The following is a 14,573-nucleotide window of genomic DNA, read 5'->3' on the forward strand; positions in this document are numbered from 1 at the left end:
CGATCTTCATTAACAGGACAAAGAGCCGCTTTTTTGAAAGACTGCGCATGGGTTGATTCGCGGTTTGATGGGAGTGCGCATGGAGCGGCTTGCGGACAGGGTTATCCTCGTCTGGGGTTTCAAACGGTCGCTGCTGGCCATTGCCGCCGGAGCATTCGCCGTGCTGGCGCTGCCACCCTTCGGCTTCTTCGCGGCAATGTTCGTCTCCTTCACGCTGCTCGTCTGGCTGATCGACGGGGCCGCGGCTTCGCCTGACAGCGGCCTCATCGGCAGGCTGTGGCCGGCATTTGCCACCGGCTGGCTGTTCGGCTTCGGCTATTTCGTCGCCGGCCTGTGGTGGCTCGGCCATGCGCTGCTGGTCGATCAGGAGGAATTCGCCTGGGCGCTGCCACTCGCCATTCTCGGGCTGCCGGCTTGTCTGGCGATTTTCTACGGGCTGGCGGTGGCCCTTGCCCGCATCTTCTGGTCCGACGGCATGGGACGGATCGCCGCACTGGCGGCCGGCTTCGGGCTGATGGAATGGCTGCGAAGCGTTGTTCTGACTGGCTTTCCCTGGAACGCCATCGGCTATGGCATGATGCCGGTTCCACTGATGATGCAGTCGGCGCATGTGATCGGGGCGATGGGGGTGACTACCCTTGCCGTATTCGTCTTTTCCGCGCCGGCCCTTGTCGGCACCCGGCAAGGCGCACGCACCGGCATCGCGCTCGCCGTCCTGCTATTTGCCGCCCATCTCAGTTATGGCGCTTATGCCCTCTATGTCGCGCCGCGGGCCGAAGCCTTGCCTGAAGATAAGCGGCCGGTGGTGCGGCTGGTGCAGCCTGATATCGACCAGGCGGCAAAGATGGACAACGACGCCGATCGCAATGCGATCTTCGAGACGCATCTGAAGCTGTCGGCCGAAGCACCGAGAAATGGCGGGCGCGAGCCCGACATTATCGTCTGGCCGGAAACCTCCATCCCCTTCATACTGACCGACAATCAGGATGCGCTGACGCGGATCGCCGATACGCTCGACGACAACCAGATCCTGATCGCCGGAGCCGTGCGCGCCGAGGAGATGGGGCCCGGCACGCCGACGCGCTACTATAATTCCATCTATGTGATCGACGGCCGCGGCCAGATCATCGCCGCCTCCGACAAGGTGCATCTGGTGCCGTTCGGCGAATACCTGCCCTTCGAGGACCTGCTCACCGAATTCGGCATCCAGAACGTCGTCGAAATGCCGGGAGGGTTTTCGGCAGCAGTGAGCCGGCACCTGCTGGCGCTGCCCGGCGGGCTCAATCTTTATCCGCTGATTTGCTACGAGATCATTTTCCCCGATGAAATGACCGGCGACATCGAAGACGCCAATGCGATCCTCAATATCACCAATGACGCCTGGTTCGGTGCGACGCCAGGCCCCTATCAGCACTTCCAGCAGGCGCGGGTGCGAGCTGTTGAAACCGGACTGCCGCTGATTCGCGACGCCAACAGCGGTATTTCAGCAATTGTGAATGCACAGGGGGAAATTATTGCCGGCCTCGATCTCGAACAAACCGGCTTTATTGATGCAACTCTTGATAGGTTAGGCGTAGAAGCGGGGACGGCATTCCCCCGGCAAACATACTTCTGGTTGACCGAGGCGCTGCTCATTTTGATTGCGCTGGTTTCTCGTAGAGGTTTTATTTCCGGGTTGAATTGACCAAAAACCCCTAAAATTGCATAGTGATGACAATCGGCGTTCCGGACGTATGTTCAAAGGTGGGTTCTCACCGCTTGCAACGTGGCGTTTGGGATGGATCAGGGGCATGCCGGTTAAACAGGTTGAAATTCTTAGCTAGGGCACGACCATGATTGAAAACAAAAAGAAGCCGAATCCGATCGACATCCACGTTGGCAGCCGTATTCGTCTTCGCCGAACAATGCTGGGCATGAGCCAGGAAAAACTTGGCGAAAGCCTCGGCATCACATTCCAGCAGATCCAGAAGTACGAAAAGGGCACCAACCGCGTCGGCGCAAGCCGTCTGCAGAACATCTCGAACATCCTCAATGTTCCGGTTTCCTTTTTCTTCGAGGACGCACCCGGCGAACATGCAGGCGCCGGCGGCGGCATGGCCGAAGCCTCCAGCTCGAATTACGTCGTCGATTTCCTCTCCTCTTCCGAAGGCCTGCAGCTCAACCGCGCCTTCGTCAAGATTTCCGATCCGAAGGTTCGCCGCAAGGTCGTGGAGCTGGTGAAGGCTCTGGCAGCCGAGGCCGACTCCGACTGAGCCACACCAATCGCTGAATCCCAAAGGCGGTCGAAAGGCCGCCTTTTTTGCGTTTTTGGGGCAAAATTTGTCACTTTGCCGCAGATATAAAGATATATTTATGTCCTTCTGCGCTTGTCATCGGGCCTCGAACTGAGTACCTACTAGCTAGCTTTTATTCTTTGAGGGGAATCCCGGAATGCGCGCGAATTATCTCTTTACCAGCGAATCTGTTGCCGAAGGTCATCCTGACAAGGTTTGCGACCGCATCTCCGACGAGATCGTCGATCTGGTCTACCGCGAAGCGGCCAAAACAGGCGTCAATCCGTGGGGCGTGCGCATTGCCTGCGAAACGCTGGCGACCACCAACCGTGTCGTCATCGCCGGCGAAGTCCGCCTGCCGCCGAGCCTGATGAAGAAGGACAAGGAGGGCAAGGACGTCATCAATCCTTCTAAGTTCAAGGCCGCTGCCCGCCGCGCCATAAAGGATATCGGTTACGAGCAAGACGGCTTCCACTGGAAGAAGGCCAAGATCGATGTGCTGTTGCACTCGCAGTCGGCCGACATCGCGCAGGGCGTTGACAGCGCCGCCGACCAGCAGGGCGACGAGGGCGCCGGCGACCAGGGCATCATGTTTGGTTACGCCTGCAAGGAAACGCCGGATTTGATGCCGGCGCCGATCTATTATTCCCACAAGATCCTGCAGCTGCTCGCGGTTGCCCGCAAGAAGGGTGACGGCGAAGTCGCCAAGCTCGGCCCCGACGCCAAGAGCCAGGTGACCGTGCGCTACGTCGACGGCAAGCCGTCCGAAGCAACGTCGATCGTGCTTTCGACCCAGCATCTCGACGAAAGCTGGGATTCGAAGAAGGTCCGCGCCGTCGTCGAGCCTTATATCCGCGAGGCGCTCGGCGAACTGAAGATCGCTGACGACTGCAAGTGGTACATCAACCCGACCGGCAAGTTCGTCATCGGCGGACCGGACGGCGATGCGGGCCTCACCGGCCGCAAGATCATCGTCGACACCTACGGCGGTGCCGCACCGCATGGCGGCGGCGCATTCTCCGGCAAGGACACGACCAAGGTCGACCGTTCGGCTGCCTATGCCGCCCGCTATCTGGCGAAAAACGTCGTTGCCGCCGGCCTAGCCGACCGTTGCACGATCCAGATTTCCTACGCGATCGGCGTCGCCCAGCCGCTGTCGATCTATGTCGACCTGCACGGCACCGGCAAGGTCAGCGAAGATCAGGTCGAAGCGGCGATCCGCAAGAATATGGACCTGTCTCCGTCGGGCATTCGCCGCCATCTCGACCTCAACAAGCCGATCTATGCGAAGACCTCCGCTTATGGCCATTTCGGCCGCAAGGCCGGCCGCGATGGCTCGTTCTCCTGGGAGCGCACCGACCTCGTCAAGGCGCTCAAGGAAAGCGTAAAGGCCTGAGATAAAGCATGACGGATATGGAACGCCGCGGCCGGGCGACTGAAGCCTTCTTCGGTCGCCGCAAAGGCAAGGCCCTGCGCGAACACCAGGCCGAGACGCTGAACAGCCTGCTGCCGGCATTCCTTATCGATCTTTCGGCGGCTCCGCTGGAGCCGCTGACGTCCCTCTTTACGGTTCCGGTCGACAGATTGCGGCTGGAAATCGGTTTCGGCGGCGGCGAGCACCTGATCCACCGCGCACTCGAGAGGCCTTCGACCGGCTTCATCGGCGTCGAGCCCTTCGTCAATTCCATGCAGAAGCTGCTGTCGCGCATCGGCGAGACCGGGGCGCGCAATATTCGCGTCTATAATGACGACGCGACGCAACTCCTCGACTGGCTGCCGGACGCTTCGCTCGATCAGATCGACCTGCTCTATCCCGATCCCTGGCCGAAGCGGAAGCACTGGAAGCGCCGCTTCGTCTCGAAGACCAATCTCGATCGCTTTCACCGCGTGCTGAAGCCGGGCGGCCTGTTCTGCTTCGCCTCCGACATCGACACCTATGTGAACTGGACGCTGCTCAAATGCCGCGACCATGGCGGCTTCAACTGGCTGGCTGACAATGCGGCGGACTGGCTGACGCCCTATGAGGGCTGGCCGAGCACACGCTACGAGGCCAAGGCGCGACGCGAGGGCCGGTCTTCGGCCTATTTGACGTTCAGGAAGATCTGAGTTTCAACGGCGGCTAAAGGGCAATAGTGACGGGCGTGCCGTGTGGCACGAACGATGAGCCTATCCTGACGCAGCCTCCGCAGCGAAATCGAATAAGCGATAGTGCACCGCAAAAGCAGCACAACGCGCCAGGCATTATCTTGACGGTCAGTGGAGGCTGACCGTCTTCAATTCATCCTCGGCAGCCTTGAAGAAGGTGCTGGAGCGGTTGTCCGTCAAGAGGATCGGCGTGCCGTCGGCGCCGAAAAGTGCCCAGAGATCGACGTTCGGATCGATATCCGGCGCCTCGGGAAAACACTTGGCGACCTCTTCGGTGCGCATCTTTCTGATATAGGCGACCTCGCCGCTGCCGATGTGGGCAAGCTCGGATTTGGTCAAGTGAGACGTGGCTTCTTTCATCAACATTCCTGTTCCTCCGGAAGAAGGGACCAACGGTTCGACAAACCGTTGTGCTACTGTGAGACCGAAATGTTAATTTTCTTGACCATGCGCGCGGGCTCCGGTCGAATTAGATCGACGGAGAGCAGACCGTTCTTCAGACCGGCGCCGAGCACCTGCATGCCGTCGGCCAGAACGAAGGTGCGCTGGAACTGACGGGCGGCGATGCCGCGATAGAGATAGTCCCGTTCGCCGTGCTCCACCTGACGGCCGCGAATCAGAAGCTGGTTCTCCTCAATGGAAACATCGAGTTCCTCCTCGCCGAAGCCGGCGACAGCCAGCGTGATGCGCAGACGTTCCGGCGCGCCGTTATCGGCGGCGATGCGTTCGATATTGTAAGGCGGATATCCGTCGCTCGCCTTGGAAATGCGCTCCAGCGTCTTTTCCATGGCATCGAAGCCCAGAAGCAGCGGGCTGGCGAAAGGGGTAATGCGGCTCATCTCTTTTCAAGTCCTTGATGCAAGCGACCATCCCGGACCTTAAGGGCAGCATCCGGATGCCGCTAATATGGGGACAGCACCCCGGCGCTGCAAGACGCGGGTGACGTCTCGGCACCACCCCTCAATTTTAAGGTGGTGATGGCTCCTTGCTTGACAAAGCGCCGGCTGCCTCGCATCAAAACGGGCCGGCGCAGAATGTGCCGATTTGTGACGAGAAATGAAGAAAACGGTGCATCGGATGGCAAGCGCAAGAAAGATCATCATTGACACGGATCCCGGCCAGGACGACGCGGCCGCCATTATGCTGGCCTTCGGCAGTCCCGACGAGCTGGAGTTGCTGGGGATCACCACGGTCGCCGGCAACGTGCCGCTTTCGCTGACCAGCCGCAATGCGCGCATCGTCTGTGAACTCTGCGGCCAGACGGAGACGAAGGTCTTTGCCGGCGCCGACGCGCCGATCGCCCGCAAGCTGGTGACCGCCGAGCATGTACACGGCAAGACCGGCCTCGACGGTCCTCACCTCAGCGAGCCGACGATGGCGCTGCAAACGGGACATGCCGTCGACTTCATCATCGAGACGCTGCGGCGTGAGGAAGAAGGCACGGTGACGCTCTGCACGCTCGGGCCGCTCACCAATATCGGCCTGGCCTTACAGAAGGCGCCCGACATCGCCCCGCGCATCCGCGAATTGGTGATGATGGGCGGCGGTTTTTTCGAGGGCGGCAACATCACGCCGGCAGCCGAATTCAATATTTACGTCGATCCCGAGGCCGCCGATATCGTCTTCCGCTCGGGCGTTCCGATCGTGATGATGCCGCTTGACGTGACGCACCAGTTGCTGACCCGCAAGGATCGGGTGAAGCGCATGGCCGAGATCGGCACGGCGCCGGCAAAGGCGATGGTCGAGATGCTGGAATTCTTTGAACGCTTCGATATCGAGAAATACGGCTCCGACGGCGGGCCGCTGCATGACCCGACCGTGATCGCCTACCTGCTGAAGCCGGAGCTTTTCAACGGCCGGGACTGCAATGTCGAAATCGAGATCCACTCCGAACTCACCGTCGGCATGACGGTCGTCGACTGGTGGCATGTCACCGAGCGCAAGCGCAATGCAAAGGTCATGCGCCAAGTCGATGCGGACGGCTTCTTCGATCTTTTGATCGAACGCTTCGCCCGCATCTGATTTCGGCATCCTTCTCCAAAGGGAGAAGGTTCAGGCGTCCTTCTCGTCGAAGACCGAATTGGTTTCGGCTTCGGCGGCCTTCGGACCGCCCTTGGCGACGCCGACCATGGCCGGGCGCAGCACGCGCTCGCCGATGGAAAAGCCTGCCTGCACGACCTGGACGACCGTGTTGTTCGGCACATCCGGGTTCGGCACTTCGAACATCGCCTGATGGAAATTCGGATCGAACTTCTGGCCGACCGGCTCCAGCTTGCGAACGCCGTGGCGCTCGAGCGCCGACAGCATGGCGCGCTCGGTCATCTCGACGCCCTCGATCAGCGTGGTCAGGCCGGCATCGGCCGCGTCCTTGACCTCTGCCGGAATGGCATCCAGCGCCCGGCGCAGATTGTCCGAGACGGCGAGCATGTCACGCGCGAAACCGGCGACGGAATAGGACTTGGCGTCCTTGACCTCACGCTCGGTGCGGCGGCGCAGATTATCCATTTCGGCGGCAAGGCGCAGATAGCGGTCGCGCAGTTCGCCGTTTTCGGCTTTCAGAAGCTCGAGTGCATCAGGCTGGGGCGCCTCTTCCTGCGCAATATCGTTCTCGACGTAGGCGGCAGCGTCGGCTGCGGCATCGGCCGCAGTTGCGTCAGGTCCGTTTTTCGTCGTGTCATCGGTCATGACGGTCTCCGGTTGGTGTCTTCAGATGCGCCCGATATCGAGGTTTGACCGAAAAAAATCAAGTCTGCGTGACAAAGAAGCGAAAATTCCGCGGTCTTCGTCAAAGTGGTCAAAGCGAATTGCGTGAAAGCCGGGAGACGAGCTGGGCAGTGTAGTCCACCATCGGCACGATACGGGAATAATTGAGCCGCGTCGGGCCGATGACGCCGACGGCGCCGACGATGCGATCGTCGTCGTCACGATAGGGCGCAACGATGAGCGATGAGCCGGACAGCGAGAAGAGCTTATTTTCCGAGCCGATAAAGATACGCACGCCCGAGCCGGTTTCGGCGAGATTGAGGATCTCGATCAGGCTGTCTTTCTTTTCGAGATCGTCGAACAGCATCCGCAGCCGGTCGAGATCCTCGGCGCCGGCGAGACCTTCAAGCAGGTTGGCGCGGCCGCGGATGATCAGCTGCGCCGGCTTTCCCTCGTCGGGGCTGCCGGCCCAGACCGCGATGCCGCGCTCGACGAGATCACGCGACAGGGCATCGAGTTCGTGGCGGACGTTATCCTTCAGCTGACTTAATTGTTTGCGCAGCTCCGGCAGGGTCTGGCCGGACATGTGGGCATTGAGAAAATTCGCCGCCTCGGCCAGCTGCGAGGAGGTAACGCCCGCCGGCAGCTCGATGATGCGGTTTTCCACCTGGTCGTGATCGCCGACGAGCACGGCCAGCGCCTTTGTCGGCTCCAGCCGGATGAACTCGACATGTTTGAGCACCGGATCGCTTTTCGAGGTGATGACCAAGCCGGCGCCGCGCGAAATGCCCGACAGCATGCGGCTCGCCTCGTTCATCATCGATTCCACCGGATTGCCGCCGCTTTCGGCCCGCACCTGGCGGTCGATGCTGGCGCGGTCCTCGGCGGAGAGATCGCCGACCTGCATGAAGGCATCGACAAAGAAACGCAGGCCGATCTGGGTCGGCAGCCGGCCGGCGCTGATATGCGGCGAATAGATGAGGCCGAGATCCTCGAGATCGCTCATGACGTTGCGCACCGAGGCCGGCGACAGCGACATCGGCAGCAGGCGGGACAGATTGCGCGACCCGAGCGGCTCGCCGCTCTCCAGATAGCCCTCGACGATGCGGCGAAAAATTTCCCTGGAGCGCTCGTCCAGCGCAGCAACGGCATCCGAAACCGATGTCGACCTGATGCCCATGAAACTCTCGAACCCGCGCTGATGATACTTCGCGAAAAGTAAGTCAAACTCGCAGCCGTGGCAAAAGGGAATTTGCAAATGGGCGCCGCCAATCGTAGAAGCGGTCAACAAACCCCAGGAGATAAGAATGCGGCCTTCAGGCAGAAAAATCGACCAGATGCGCAAGGTCTCGTTCGAGCGCAATTTTTCCAAGCATGCGGAAGGTTCCTGCCTGGTGAAATTCGGCGATACGCATGTGCTCTGCACGGCCAGCCTCGAAGAAAAGACGCCGCCATGGCTGCGCAATAGCGGCAAGGGCTGGGTCACGGCTGAGTACGGCATGCTGCCGCGGGCGACCGGCGAGCGCATGAAGCGCGAGGCGGCCGCCGGCAAGCAGGGCGGCCGCACCCAGGAAATCCAGCGGCTGATCGGCCGGTCGCTGCGCGCCGTCGTCGACCTGCAGGCGCTCGGCGAGCGGCAGATCACCCTTGATTGCGACGTCATCCAGGCCGATGGCGGCACGCGGACGGCCGCGATCACCGGCGGCTGGATCGCGCTTTACGACTGCCTGAAATGGATGGAAAGCCGCAACATGATCAAGGTCGACCGGGTCCTGAAGGATCATGTCGCCGCCATCTCCTGCGGCGTTTTCGCCAGCCAGCCGGTGATCGATCTCGATTACCTCGAGGATTCCTCGGCCGAGACCGACGCCAATTTCGTCATGACCGGCGCCGGCGGCATCGTCGAAATCCAGGGAACGGCCGAAGGCACGCCATTTAGCGAAGAGGAATTCACTTCGCTGATGGGTCTTGCCAAGAACGGCATCGGCGAACTCGTCGCCCTGCAGAAACAGGCGATTGCGGGATGAACCCCATGCTGGAAGGCATGCTGGAAACGGCGCTTTATGCGCGCGATCTCGATGAGGCGGAGGCGTTCTACGAGTGCGTCCTCGGGCTTGAAAAGATCACCCGCGCCGCCAACCGGCATGTCTTCTTCCGCTGCGGCCCCGGCGTTCTGTTGATCTTCAGTCCGGAGGAAACCGTGAAGCCGCCGTCGCCTGACGCGCTGCAGGTGCCGCCGCATGGCACGACCGGACAGGGCCATGCCTGCTTTCGGGTGTCCGGCCGCAACATCAATGCGATGGCCGAACGGCTGACGGCGGCCGGTGTGGCGATCGAATCCGAGGTGCATTGGCCGAATGGCGGCCGCTCCATCTATTTCCGCGATCCAGCCGGCAACAGCCTGGAATGCGCGGAGGCTAAAATCTGGGGCATCGAATAGGATATCTGAATGCGCAAGCTCGAAACGAAGACCATCGTCGTCGCCAGCCACAATGCCGGCAAGATCCGCGAGATCCAGGAACTGATCGGACCGCTCGGCTTCACCGCCAAATCGGCGGCCGAGCTGAATTTCGTCGAACCTGACGAAACCGGCACCAGCTTCGAGGAGAATGCGACGATCAAGGCGGTGGCCTCCGCCAATGCAGCCGGCATGCCGGCGCTGTCGGACGATTCCGGGCTGGTGGTCGATGCGCTCGGCGGCGATCCCGGCGTCTACACCGCCAATTGGGCAGAGACATCGGACGGCACACGCGATTTCGACATGGCGATGGCGAAGGTGGAAAAGGCGCTGCAGGATGCGGGCGCGAGCAAGCCGGAACAGCGCACCGCGCGTTTCGTCAGCGTGCTCTGCCTCGCCTGGCCGGACGGCCATACCGAGCTCTTCCGCGGCGAAGTGGAAGGCAATGTCGTCTGGCCGCCGCGCGGCACGCAGGGCTTCGGCTACGATCCGGTCTTCCAGCCGGAAGGTTACGGCGTCACTTTCGGCGAGATGAGCGGCGAGGAAAAACACGGCTGGAACATCGGCAAGCCGCAGGCGCTGTCCCACCGGGCGCGTGCCTTCAAACTCTTTGTCGAAACCTGCCTGGAGGCATAAGGTCGCGAAGTGGACAATTTCGACACGCCAGGCTCCTCGCGCGATGCTGCGCTGCTGCCCGATACCGGCGAGCCCGGTTTCGGGGTCTATGTGCATTGGCCCTTCTGCGCGGCGAAGTGTCCTTATTGCGATTTCAACAGCCATGTGCGCCACCAGCCGGTGGATCAGGAGCGCTTTGCAGCAGCCTTCCTGAAGGAGATGGCGGCGATCCGGGCAATGAGCGGGCCGAAGACGGTGACGAGCATCTTCCTCGGCGGCGGCACGCCGTCGCTGATGAAGCCGGAAACAGTCTCCGCCATTCTCGACGGCATTGCCCGGCACTGGCACGTGCCCGATGGTATCGAGATCACCATGGAGGCCAATCCCTCCAGTGTCGAGGCCGATCGCTTCCGCGGTTACCGGGCGGCCGGCGTCAACCGCGTCTCACTCGGCGTGCAGGCACTTGATGATCGCGACCTGAAATTTCTCGGCCGGCTGCATGATGTCGCCGACGCGCTGAAGGCGATCCGGCTGGCGCGCGACATTTTTCCGCGCATGTCTTTCGACCTCATCTATGCCCGGCCGGACCAGACGGTTGAGCAATGGGAAAGGGAGCTGAAGCAAGCGATCTCTTATGCGGTCGATCATCTTTCGCTCTATCAACTCACCATCGAGGAAGGCACACCGTTTTACGGCCTGCACAAAGCAGGCAAGCTGATCGTGCCGGATGGCGAGCAGTCGGCTGTGCTCTACGAGGCGACGCAGGAAATCACCGCGCGCGAGGGCATGCCGGCCTATGAGGTTTCCAACCACGCCCGGCCGGGCGCCGAAAGCCGGCATAACCTCACCTATTGGCGTTACGGCGATTATGCCGGCATCGGCCCCGGCGCGCACGGCCGGCTGACGCGTGGCCCCGAGAAGATCGCGACGGCGACCGAGCGCAAGCCGGAAGCCTGGCTCGACATGGTCGAGCGCGACGGCCACGGCATTCTTGACGAGGAGCGGCTCGGCTACGAGGAACAGTCCGACGAACTGCTGCTGATGGGGTTGCGGCTCAGGGAAGGCGTCGATCTTGCCCGCTGGCAGCAGCTTTCCGGCCGTGACCTCGACCCGAAGCGCGAAGAGTTTCTGCTCGAACACAAATTCATCGAGCGGATCGGCAATTCACGGCTGCGCTGCACGCCGGCGGGCATGCTGATCCTCGATTCCGTCGTCGCCGATCTCGCCTGCTGACATCTGACAACGGATTGTTTCCAACGCGGCGATGACATCAACGCCGCGTTGGAAAACAATTCTCAGCCGTGGCTGGTGGCGCCGGCCTTGAACAGGCTGCCGGTCGGCGTCTTCAAGAACATCTCCAGCGGAATATGCTCCTGGTGCAGGAAGCCGGTCGCCGGCAGCAGGCCGTCGCGGACCATTTCGATAACGGCAACGACGGAGGCTGACGTCGTCCAGGCGATCGCCGTGCGGCGTGCACCGGCAATCTCGATCGGGTAATAGGCGCGCACGAACTCCTTGCGGCGCAGGCTGCCGTTCTCCGTGCCCTCGGCGGCGACATGGACATAGACAACATCGTCTTCAACCGGCGGCTTGGCATTGGTCAGAATCTCGCCGGCGAGCTTGCGCTTGTCGCGCATCAGAAGCTCGTGGAAGAAGAAGTTCATCAGTTCCATGTGACCGGGATAACGCATGGTCTTGTAGTCGAGATTGTCGATCTTGCCGAGCATGGTGTCGCACATGGTGCCGAGGCCGCCCGAGGTCGTGAAGGCTTCGAGCTTGACGCCGCCGACATAGACGGTCTCGTGCCATTCCATCGGCGAGACCAGCTTGCGCACGCCGCCTTCGATGACCTCGCAATCGTTCAGATATTCGTTGACGACGCCTTCGGGCGACCAGTTGAAGGCATAACCCAGCAGCCCCGTCGGATGCTGCGGCAGGGCGCCGACGCGCATGCGGATCGAACGGCAGCGATCGAAGCCGTCGGCAAGGCTGGCGCCAACGATGCCGACGAAACCCGGGGCCAGGCCGCATTGCGGCGCCATCAGGCCGCGGGCGGTCTTCGACAATTCGATGATGAAATTGGTGGTGGGAACGTCTTCGGTCAGGTCGAAATAATGAATGCCGGCGAGATGGGCGGCGCGCGCCAATTCGATGTTCAGATGGTAAGGCAGGCAGGAGAGCACCGCCTCGACATTCGACAACAGTTCGCCGACCACTTGCGGGTCCGAGATATCGCCGGCGCGGCACTTGAAGGGAACGTCGCTCAGCGGCAGTTGCGCATCGACGCCGATGACCTCGAAACCACCTTCATGCAACAGCGTCGCCGCCAGCCGTCCGACCTTGCCCAGGCCGAGAACGGCGATCTTTCTAAAACTCATTTATGATCCTCCCATGCGCCCTCTTCGGCGCCTCAGTCTTTGCCCGGCACACGCCGCTCCAAATCGGGCATGCACGGGGTGGCCGGAGGTATAGAATAAAAAGCTCATAAAGCAAAACGGCCGGAATCGCTTCCAGCCGTCAACGTTTTCCGAAAATCGGGTCGTTATTCGTTGATCAGCCGCTTCAGAAGCTCGACCTCATGCGACAGCTTGGTGTCTCCGGAAATCAGCTCTTCGATCTTGCGCACGGCGTGCAGCACGGTCGTGTGATCGCGTCCACCGAAACGGCGTCCGATCTCGGGGAAGGAGCGCGGCGTCAGCGTCTTCGACAGATACATGGCGATCTGGCGCGGCTTTACGATGACGCGGGTGCGGCGGTTCGAGACCAGTTCCTGGCGCGAGACATTGTAGTGCCTCGCGACGATGCGCTGGATATCCTCGATACGCACGCGGCGGGGTTCGCCGGAGCCAACGAGATGGGCGAGCAGTTCGTCGACGCGCTCGATCGACAGGTTCGGCTCGAAGGAGCGGCGGAAGACCAGCTGGTTGAAAGCCCCTTCCAGCTCGCGGCCGCTGGCCGTGACGTTGCGGGCGACGTGCTGGAGCAGTTCGGCCGGAATTTCGAGCGACGGATCTTCAAGCCGGGCCGCAGCAAGGCGACGCCTGAGGATCTCGAGGCGCATCTCGTAATCCGGCGCGTCGAATTCGATCGCGACACCGCCCTGCAGGCGCGAGCGCACACGCGGGTCGAGCGATTCCAGCTCCCAGGGGGCGCGGTCGGCGGCGACGACGACCTGCTTGGCGCTGTCGAGCAGCATGTTGAGGAGATGGCAGAATTCGTGCTGGATCATCTTGCCCTGCAGGAACTGCATGTCGTCGATGATCAGGAGATCGATGTTGCGCAGCGAATCCTTCAGCGTCAGCGCATCATTGTCGCGGATCGCGGTGGCGAAGCGCCACATGAAATACTCGGCCGTCAGATAGACGACGCGCAGCGCCCGCGGGTTCTGCACCGCCGCATTGGCGATCGCCTGCAACAGGTGGGTCTTGCCGAGGCCGACCGTCGAATGGATGAACAGCGGATTGAAGCGCACGGCGCCGGAACCGGCTTCGGCGATCGTCTTGGCGGCCGCAAGTGCGACGCGGTTCGAGCTGCCTTCGACGAAGGTGTCGAAGGTGAAACGGCTGTCGAGCGGCGAACCGAAGAGCGGCGCGCCAAAGCTTGCGGGCCTTGCCGCGGCAACGGAGGAAACCGCCTGCTGGACGGCCTGGCCGGCCGGCTGGGCGCTTGCGGGGCGGCGCGCCTGGGGGGCAACGACCGGCTCGGGCTGAACCGCCTCATCAAGCGCCTTCGTGCCGCTGCGCGTCGCAGTGCGCACCAGGACCTCGATCTTCAGAATTTCCGGATCCTCGGCCTGGAACAGACCGGTGATGAGATCGAGATAACGATTGTTGATCCACGACTTCAGGAAGGTGGTGGGAACCGACAGGCGAACCACGCTCTTCGACACCGAATGCAGCTTCAGCCGGGCGAACCAGCTGGCATAGACGTCAGGGCCGACCTGGGCCTTCAAGCGCGCGCTGACGCGCTCAAACAAGATGCTGTGCTTCATTTCCGCCTTTGCTTCTCCCCCTTCGAGGCGAATGGAGCCAAACGCCTGCGGTGCCACATCCCCATTGTCGGGCCCGCCCGCCGTCATCATCGTATTCATCTGCATAATGCCGCCTTTCAATTCCACCGGGCGGCTTCCGCTAAAATAGCCGCCCGATTATTCCCCGCTTTGGCGAGCTGACGGCATCCTCATGAAGCCGCTTACCTGCCGGTTCACTCAAACATGGCGCAGAACACCGTTGCAGGGACCGCGTTCATGCGGCAACCTTCACCGGCTTTCCGTGCCAGGCTGGCGGTCGATCCTCGTTTTCGACCGATCAGCCCGTACGCAATATTACTTTAACCTTCTCCGGCGACCTCGCCTTAAACGTGTGGCCACTGAAGGCACA

The 14,573-nt window shown here is 61.6% G+C and carries 15 protein-coding genes; 9 read left to right on the forward strand and 6 right to left on the reverse strand.

Annotated features, from left to right (window positions below; translation table 11 throughout):
• Positions 1-79: 79 nt before the first annotated feature.
• The 4 genes from lnt (at position 80) to trmB (ending at position 4,379) form a co-directional block, all read left to right on the forward strand.
• Positions 80-1,684, forward strand: coding sequence for an apolipoprotein N-acyltransferase (gene lnt / locus OS035_RS06855; protein WP_331813566.1), 1,605 nt, complete (start codon positions 80-82; stop codon positions 1,682-1,684).
• A 148-nt stretch (positions 1,685-1,832) separates the two neighbouring features.
• Positions 1,833-2,252 carry a helix-turn-helix domain-containing protein gene (locus tag OS035_RS06860; RefSeq protein WP_003589003.1) on the forward strand — a complete coding sequence of 140 codons (420 nt, stop codon included), beginning with the start codon at positions 1,833-1,835 and terminating at the stop codon, positions 2,250-2,252.
• 178 nt (positions 2,253-2,430) lie between these two features.
• Positions 2,431-3,669 carry a methionine adenosyltransferase gene (gene metK, locus OS035_RS06865; RefSeq protein WP_097624649.1) on the forward strand — a complete coding sequence of 413 codons (1,239 nt, stop codon included), beginning with the start codon at positions 2,431-2,433 and terminating at the stop codon, positions 3,667-3,669.
• A gap of 8 nt (positions 3,670-3,677) precedes the next feature.
• On the forward strand, positions 3,678-4,379 hold the full coding sequence (gene trmB, locus OS035_RS06870; protein ID WP_097624648.1) for a tRNA (guanine(46)-N(7))-methyltransferase TrmB: 702 nt from the start codon (positions 3,678-3,680) through the stop codon (positions 4,377-4,379).
• Positions 4,380-4,526: 147 nt separating this feature from the next.
• Here the strand turns inward: trmB and OS035_RS06875 are convergent, their stop codons facing one another.
• Complete coding sequence (locus tag OS035_RS06875; protein WP_003570822.1) at positions 4,527-4,784, reverse strand: DUF1150 family protein; 258 nt, start codon at positions 4,782-4,784, stop codon at positions 4,527-4,529.
• A 47-nt stretch (positions 4,785-4,831) separates the two neighbouring features.
• On the reverse strand, positions 4,832-5,257 hold the full coding sequence (locus tag OS035_RS06880) for an Hsp20 family protein (RefSeq protein WP_097624647.1): 426 nt from the start codon (positions 5,255-5,257) through the stop codon (positions 4,832-4,834).
• A gap of 238 nt (positions 5,258-5,495) precedes the next feature.
• Here OS035_RS06880 and OS035_RS06885 point away from each other — a divergent pair, with 238 nt between their 5' ends.
• Positions 5,496-6,440: a nucleoside hydrolase gene (locus OS035_RS06885; protein ID WP_097624844.1), complete on the forward strand. Its 945-nt coding sequence runs from the start codon at positions 5,496-5,498 to the stop codon at positions 6,438-6,440.
• Positions 6,441-6,470: 30 nt separating this feature from the next.
• Here the strand turns inward: OS035_RS06885 and grpE are convergent, their stop codons facing one another.
• Positions 6,471-7,103, reverse strand: coding sequence for a nucleotide exchange factor GrpE (gene grpE / locus OS035_RS06890; protein ID WP_054182041.1), 633 nt, complete (start codon positions 7,101-7,103; stop codon positions 6,471-6,473).
• Positions 7,104-7,212: 109 nt separating this feature from the next.
• Positions 7,213-8,301: a heat-inducible transcriptional repressor HrcA gene (hrcA, locus tag OS035_RS06895; protein ID WP_183779129.1), complete on the reverse strand. Its 1,089-nt coding sequence runs from the start codon at positions 8,299-8,301 to the stop codon at positions 7,213-7,215.
• A 127-nt stretch (positions 8,302-8,428) separates the two neighbouring features.
• Between hrcA and rph the strand changes: the two genes are divergently transcribed.
• Genes rph through hemW form a run of 4 tightly spaced genes read left to right on the forward strand, consistent with a single transcriptional unit; the run spans position 8,429 to position 11,427 of the window.
• Positions 8,429-9,148 (forward strand): ribonuclease PH, encoded by a 720-nt coding sequence (rph, locus tag OS035_RS06900; RefSeq protein ID WP_097624644.1) that lies wholly within the window; start codon positions 8,429-8,431, stop codon positions 9,146-9,148.
• The gene (locus OS035_RS06905; RefSeq protein WP_331813567.1) at positions 9,145-9,561 is read left to right on the forward strand and encodes a VOC family protein; all 417 of its coding nucleotides are present in this window, start codon (positions 9,145-9,147) and stop codon (positions 9,559-9,561) included. The genes rph and OS035_RS06905 overlap by 4 nt, the downstream gene beginning before the upstream one ends.
• A 9-nt stretch (positions 9,562-9,570) precedes the next feature.
• Complete coding sequence (gene rdgB / locus OS035_RS06910; protein ID WP_097624642.1) at positions 9,571-10,215, forward strand: RdgB/HAM1 family non-canonical purine NTP pyrophosphatase; 645 nt, start codon at positions 9,571-9,573, stop codon at positions 10,213-10,215.
• A 9-nt stretch (positions 10,216-10,224) separates the two neighbouring features.
• Complete coding sequence (hemW, locus tag OS035_RS06915) at positions 10,225-11,427, forward strand: radical SAM family heme chaperone HemW (protein ID WP_183779127.1); 1,203 nt, start codon at positions 10,225-10,227, stop codon at positions 11,425-11,427.
• A gap of 62 nt (positions 11,428-11,489) precedes the next feature.
• On the opposite strand, the gene OS035_RS06920 is transcribed toward hemW, so the two are convergent.
• Together OS035_RS06920 and dnaA are read right to left on the reverse strand one after the other, a co-directional pair.
• The gene (locus OS035_RS06920; protein ID WP_003589021.1) at positions 11,490-12,572 is read right to left on the reverse strand and encodes a saccharopine dehydrogenase family protein; all 1,083 of its coding nucleotides are present in this window, start codon (positions 12,570-12,572) and stop codon (positions 11,490-11,492) included.
• A gap of 164 nt (positions 12,573-12,736) precedes the next feature.
• Positions 12,737-14,290, reverse strand: a complete 1,554-nt coding sequence (gene dnaA, locus OS035_RS06925; protein WP_331813610.1) for a chromosomal replication initiator protein DnaA — start codon at positions 14,288-14,290, stop codon at positions 12,737-12,739.
• Positions 14,291-14,573: the final 283 nt, after the last annotated feature.

The sequence above is a fragment of the Rhizobium sp. 268 genome (genome assembly GCF_036571585.1).
Classification (GTDB): Bacteria; Pseudomonadota; Alphaproteobacteria; order Rhizobiales; family Rhizobiaceae; genus Rhizobium; species Rhizobium redzepovicii.

Bases quoted from the DNA above. Each gene is read 5' to 3' on its own strand.
- hrcA (WP_183779129.1), bottom strand. From the start codon at position 8,301: ATGGGCATCAGGTCGACATCGGTTTCGGATGCCGTTGCTGCGCTGGAC.
- OS035_RS06860 (WP_003589003.1), top strand. From the start codon at position 1,833: ATGATTGAAAACAAAAAGAAGCCGAATCCGATCGACATCCACGTTGGC.
- dnaA (WP_331813610.1), bottom strand. From the start codon at position 14,290: ATGCAGATGAATACGATGATGACGGCGGGCGGGCCCGACAATGGGGAT.
- OS035_RS06920 (WP_003589021.1), bottom strand. From the start codon at position 12,572: ATGAGTTTTAGAAAGATCGCCGTTCTCGGCCTGGGCAAGGTCGGACGG.
- OS035_RS06885 (WP_097624844.1), top strand. From the start codon at position 5,496: ATGGCAAGCGCAAGAAAGATCATCATTGACACGGATCCCGGCCAGGAC.
- lnt (WP_331813566.1), top strand. From the start codon at position 80: ATGGAGCGGCTTGCGGACAGGGTTATCCTCGTCTGGGGTTTCAAACGG.
- OS035_RS06905 (WP_331813567.1), top strand. From the start codon at position 9,145: ATGAACCCCATGCTGGAAGGCATGCTGGAAACGGCGCTTTATGCGCGC.
- rdgB (WP_097624642.1), top strand. From the start codon at position 9,571: ATGCGCAAGCTCGAAACGAAGACCATCGTCGTCGCCAGCCACAATGCC.
- OS035_RS06875 (WP_003570822.1), bottom strand. From the start codon at position 4,784: ATGTTGATGAAAGAAGCCACGTCTCACTTGACCAAATCCGAGCTTGCC.
- grpE (WP_054182041.1), bottom strand. From the start codon at position 7,103: ATGACCGATGACACGACGAAAAACGGACCTGACGCAACTGCGGCCGAT.
- OS035_RS06880 (WP_097624647.1), bottom strand. From the start codon at position 5,257: ATGAGCCGCATTACCCCTTTCGCCAGCCCGCTGCTTCTGGGCTTCGAT.
- metK (WP_097624649.1), top strand. From the start codon at position 2,431: ATGCGCGCGAATTATCTCTTTACCAGCGAATCTGTTGCCGAAGGTCAT.
- trmB (WP_097624648.1), top strand. From the start codon at position 3,678: ATGACGGATATGGAACGCCGCGGCCGGGCGACTGAAGCCTTCTTCGGT.
- rph (WP_097624644.1), top strand. From the start codon at position 8,429: ATGCGGCCTTCAGGCAGAAAAATCGACCAGATGCGCAAGGTCTCGTTC.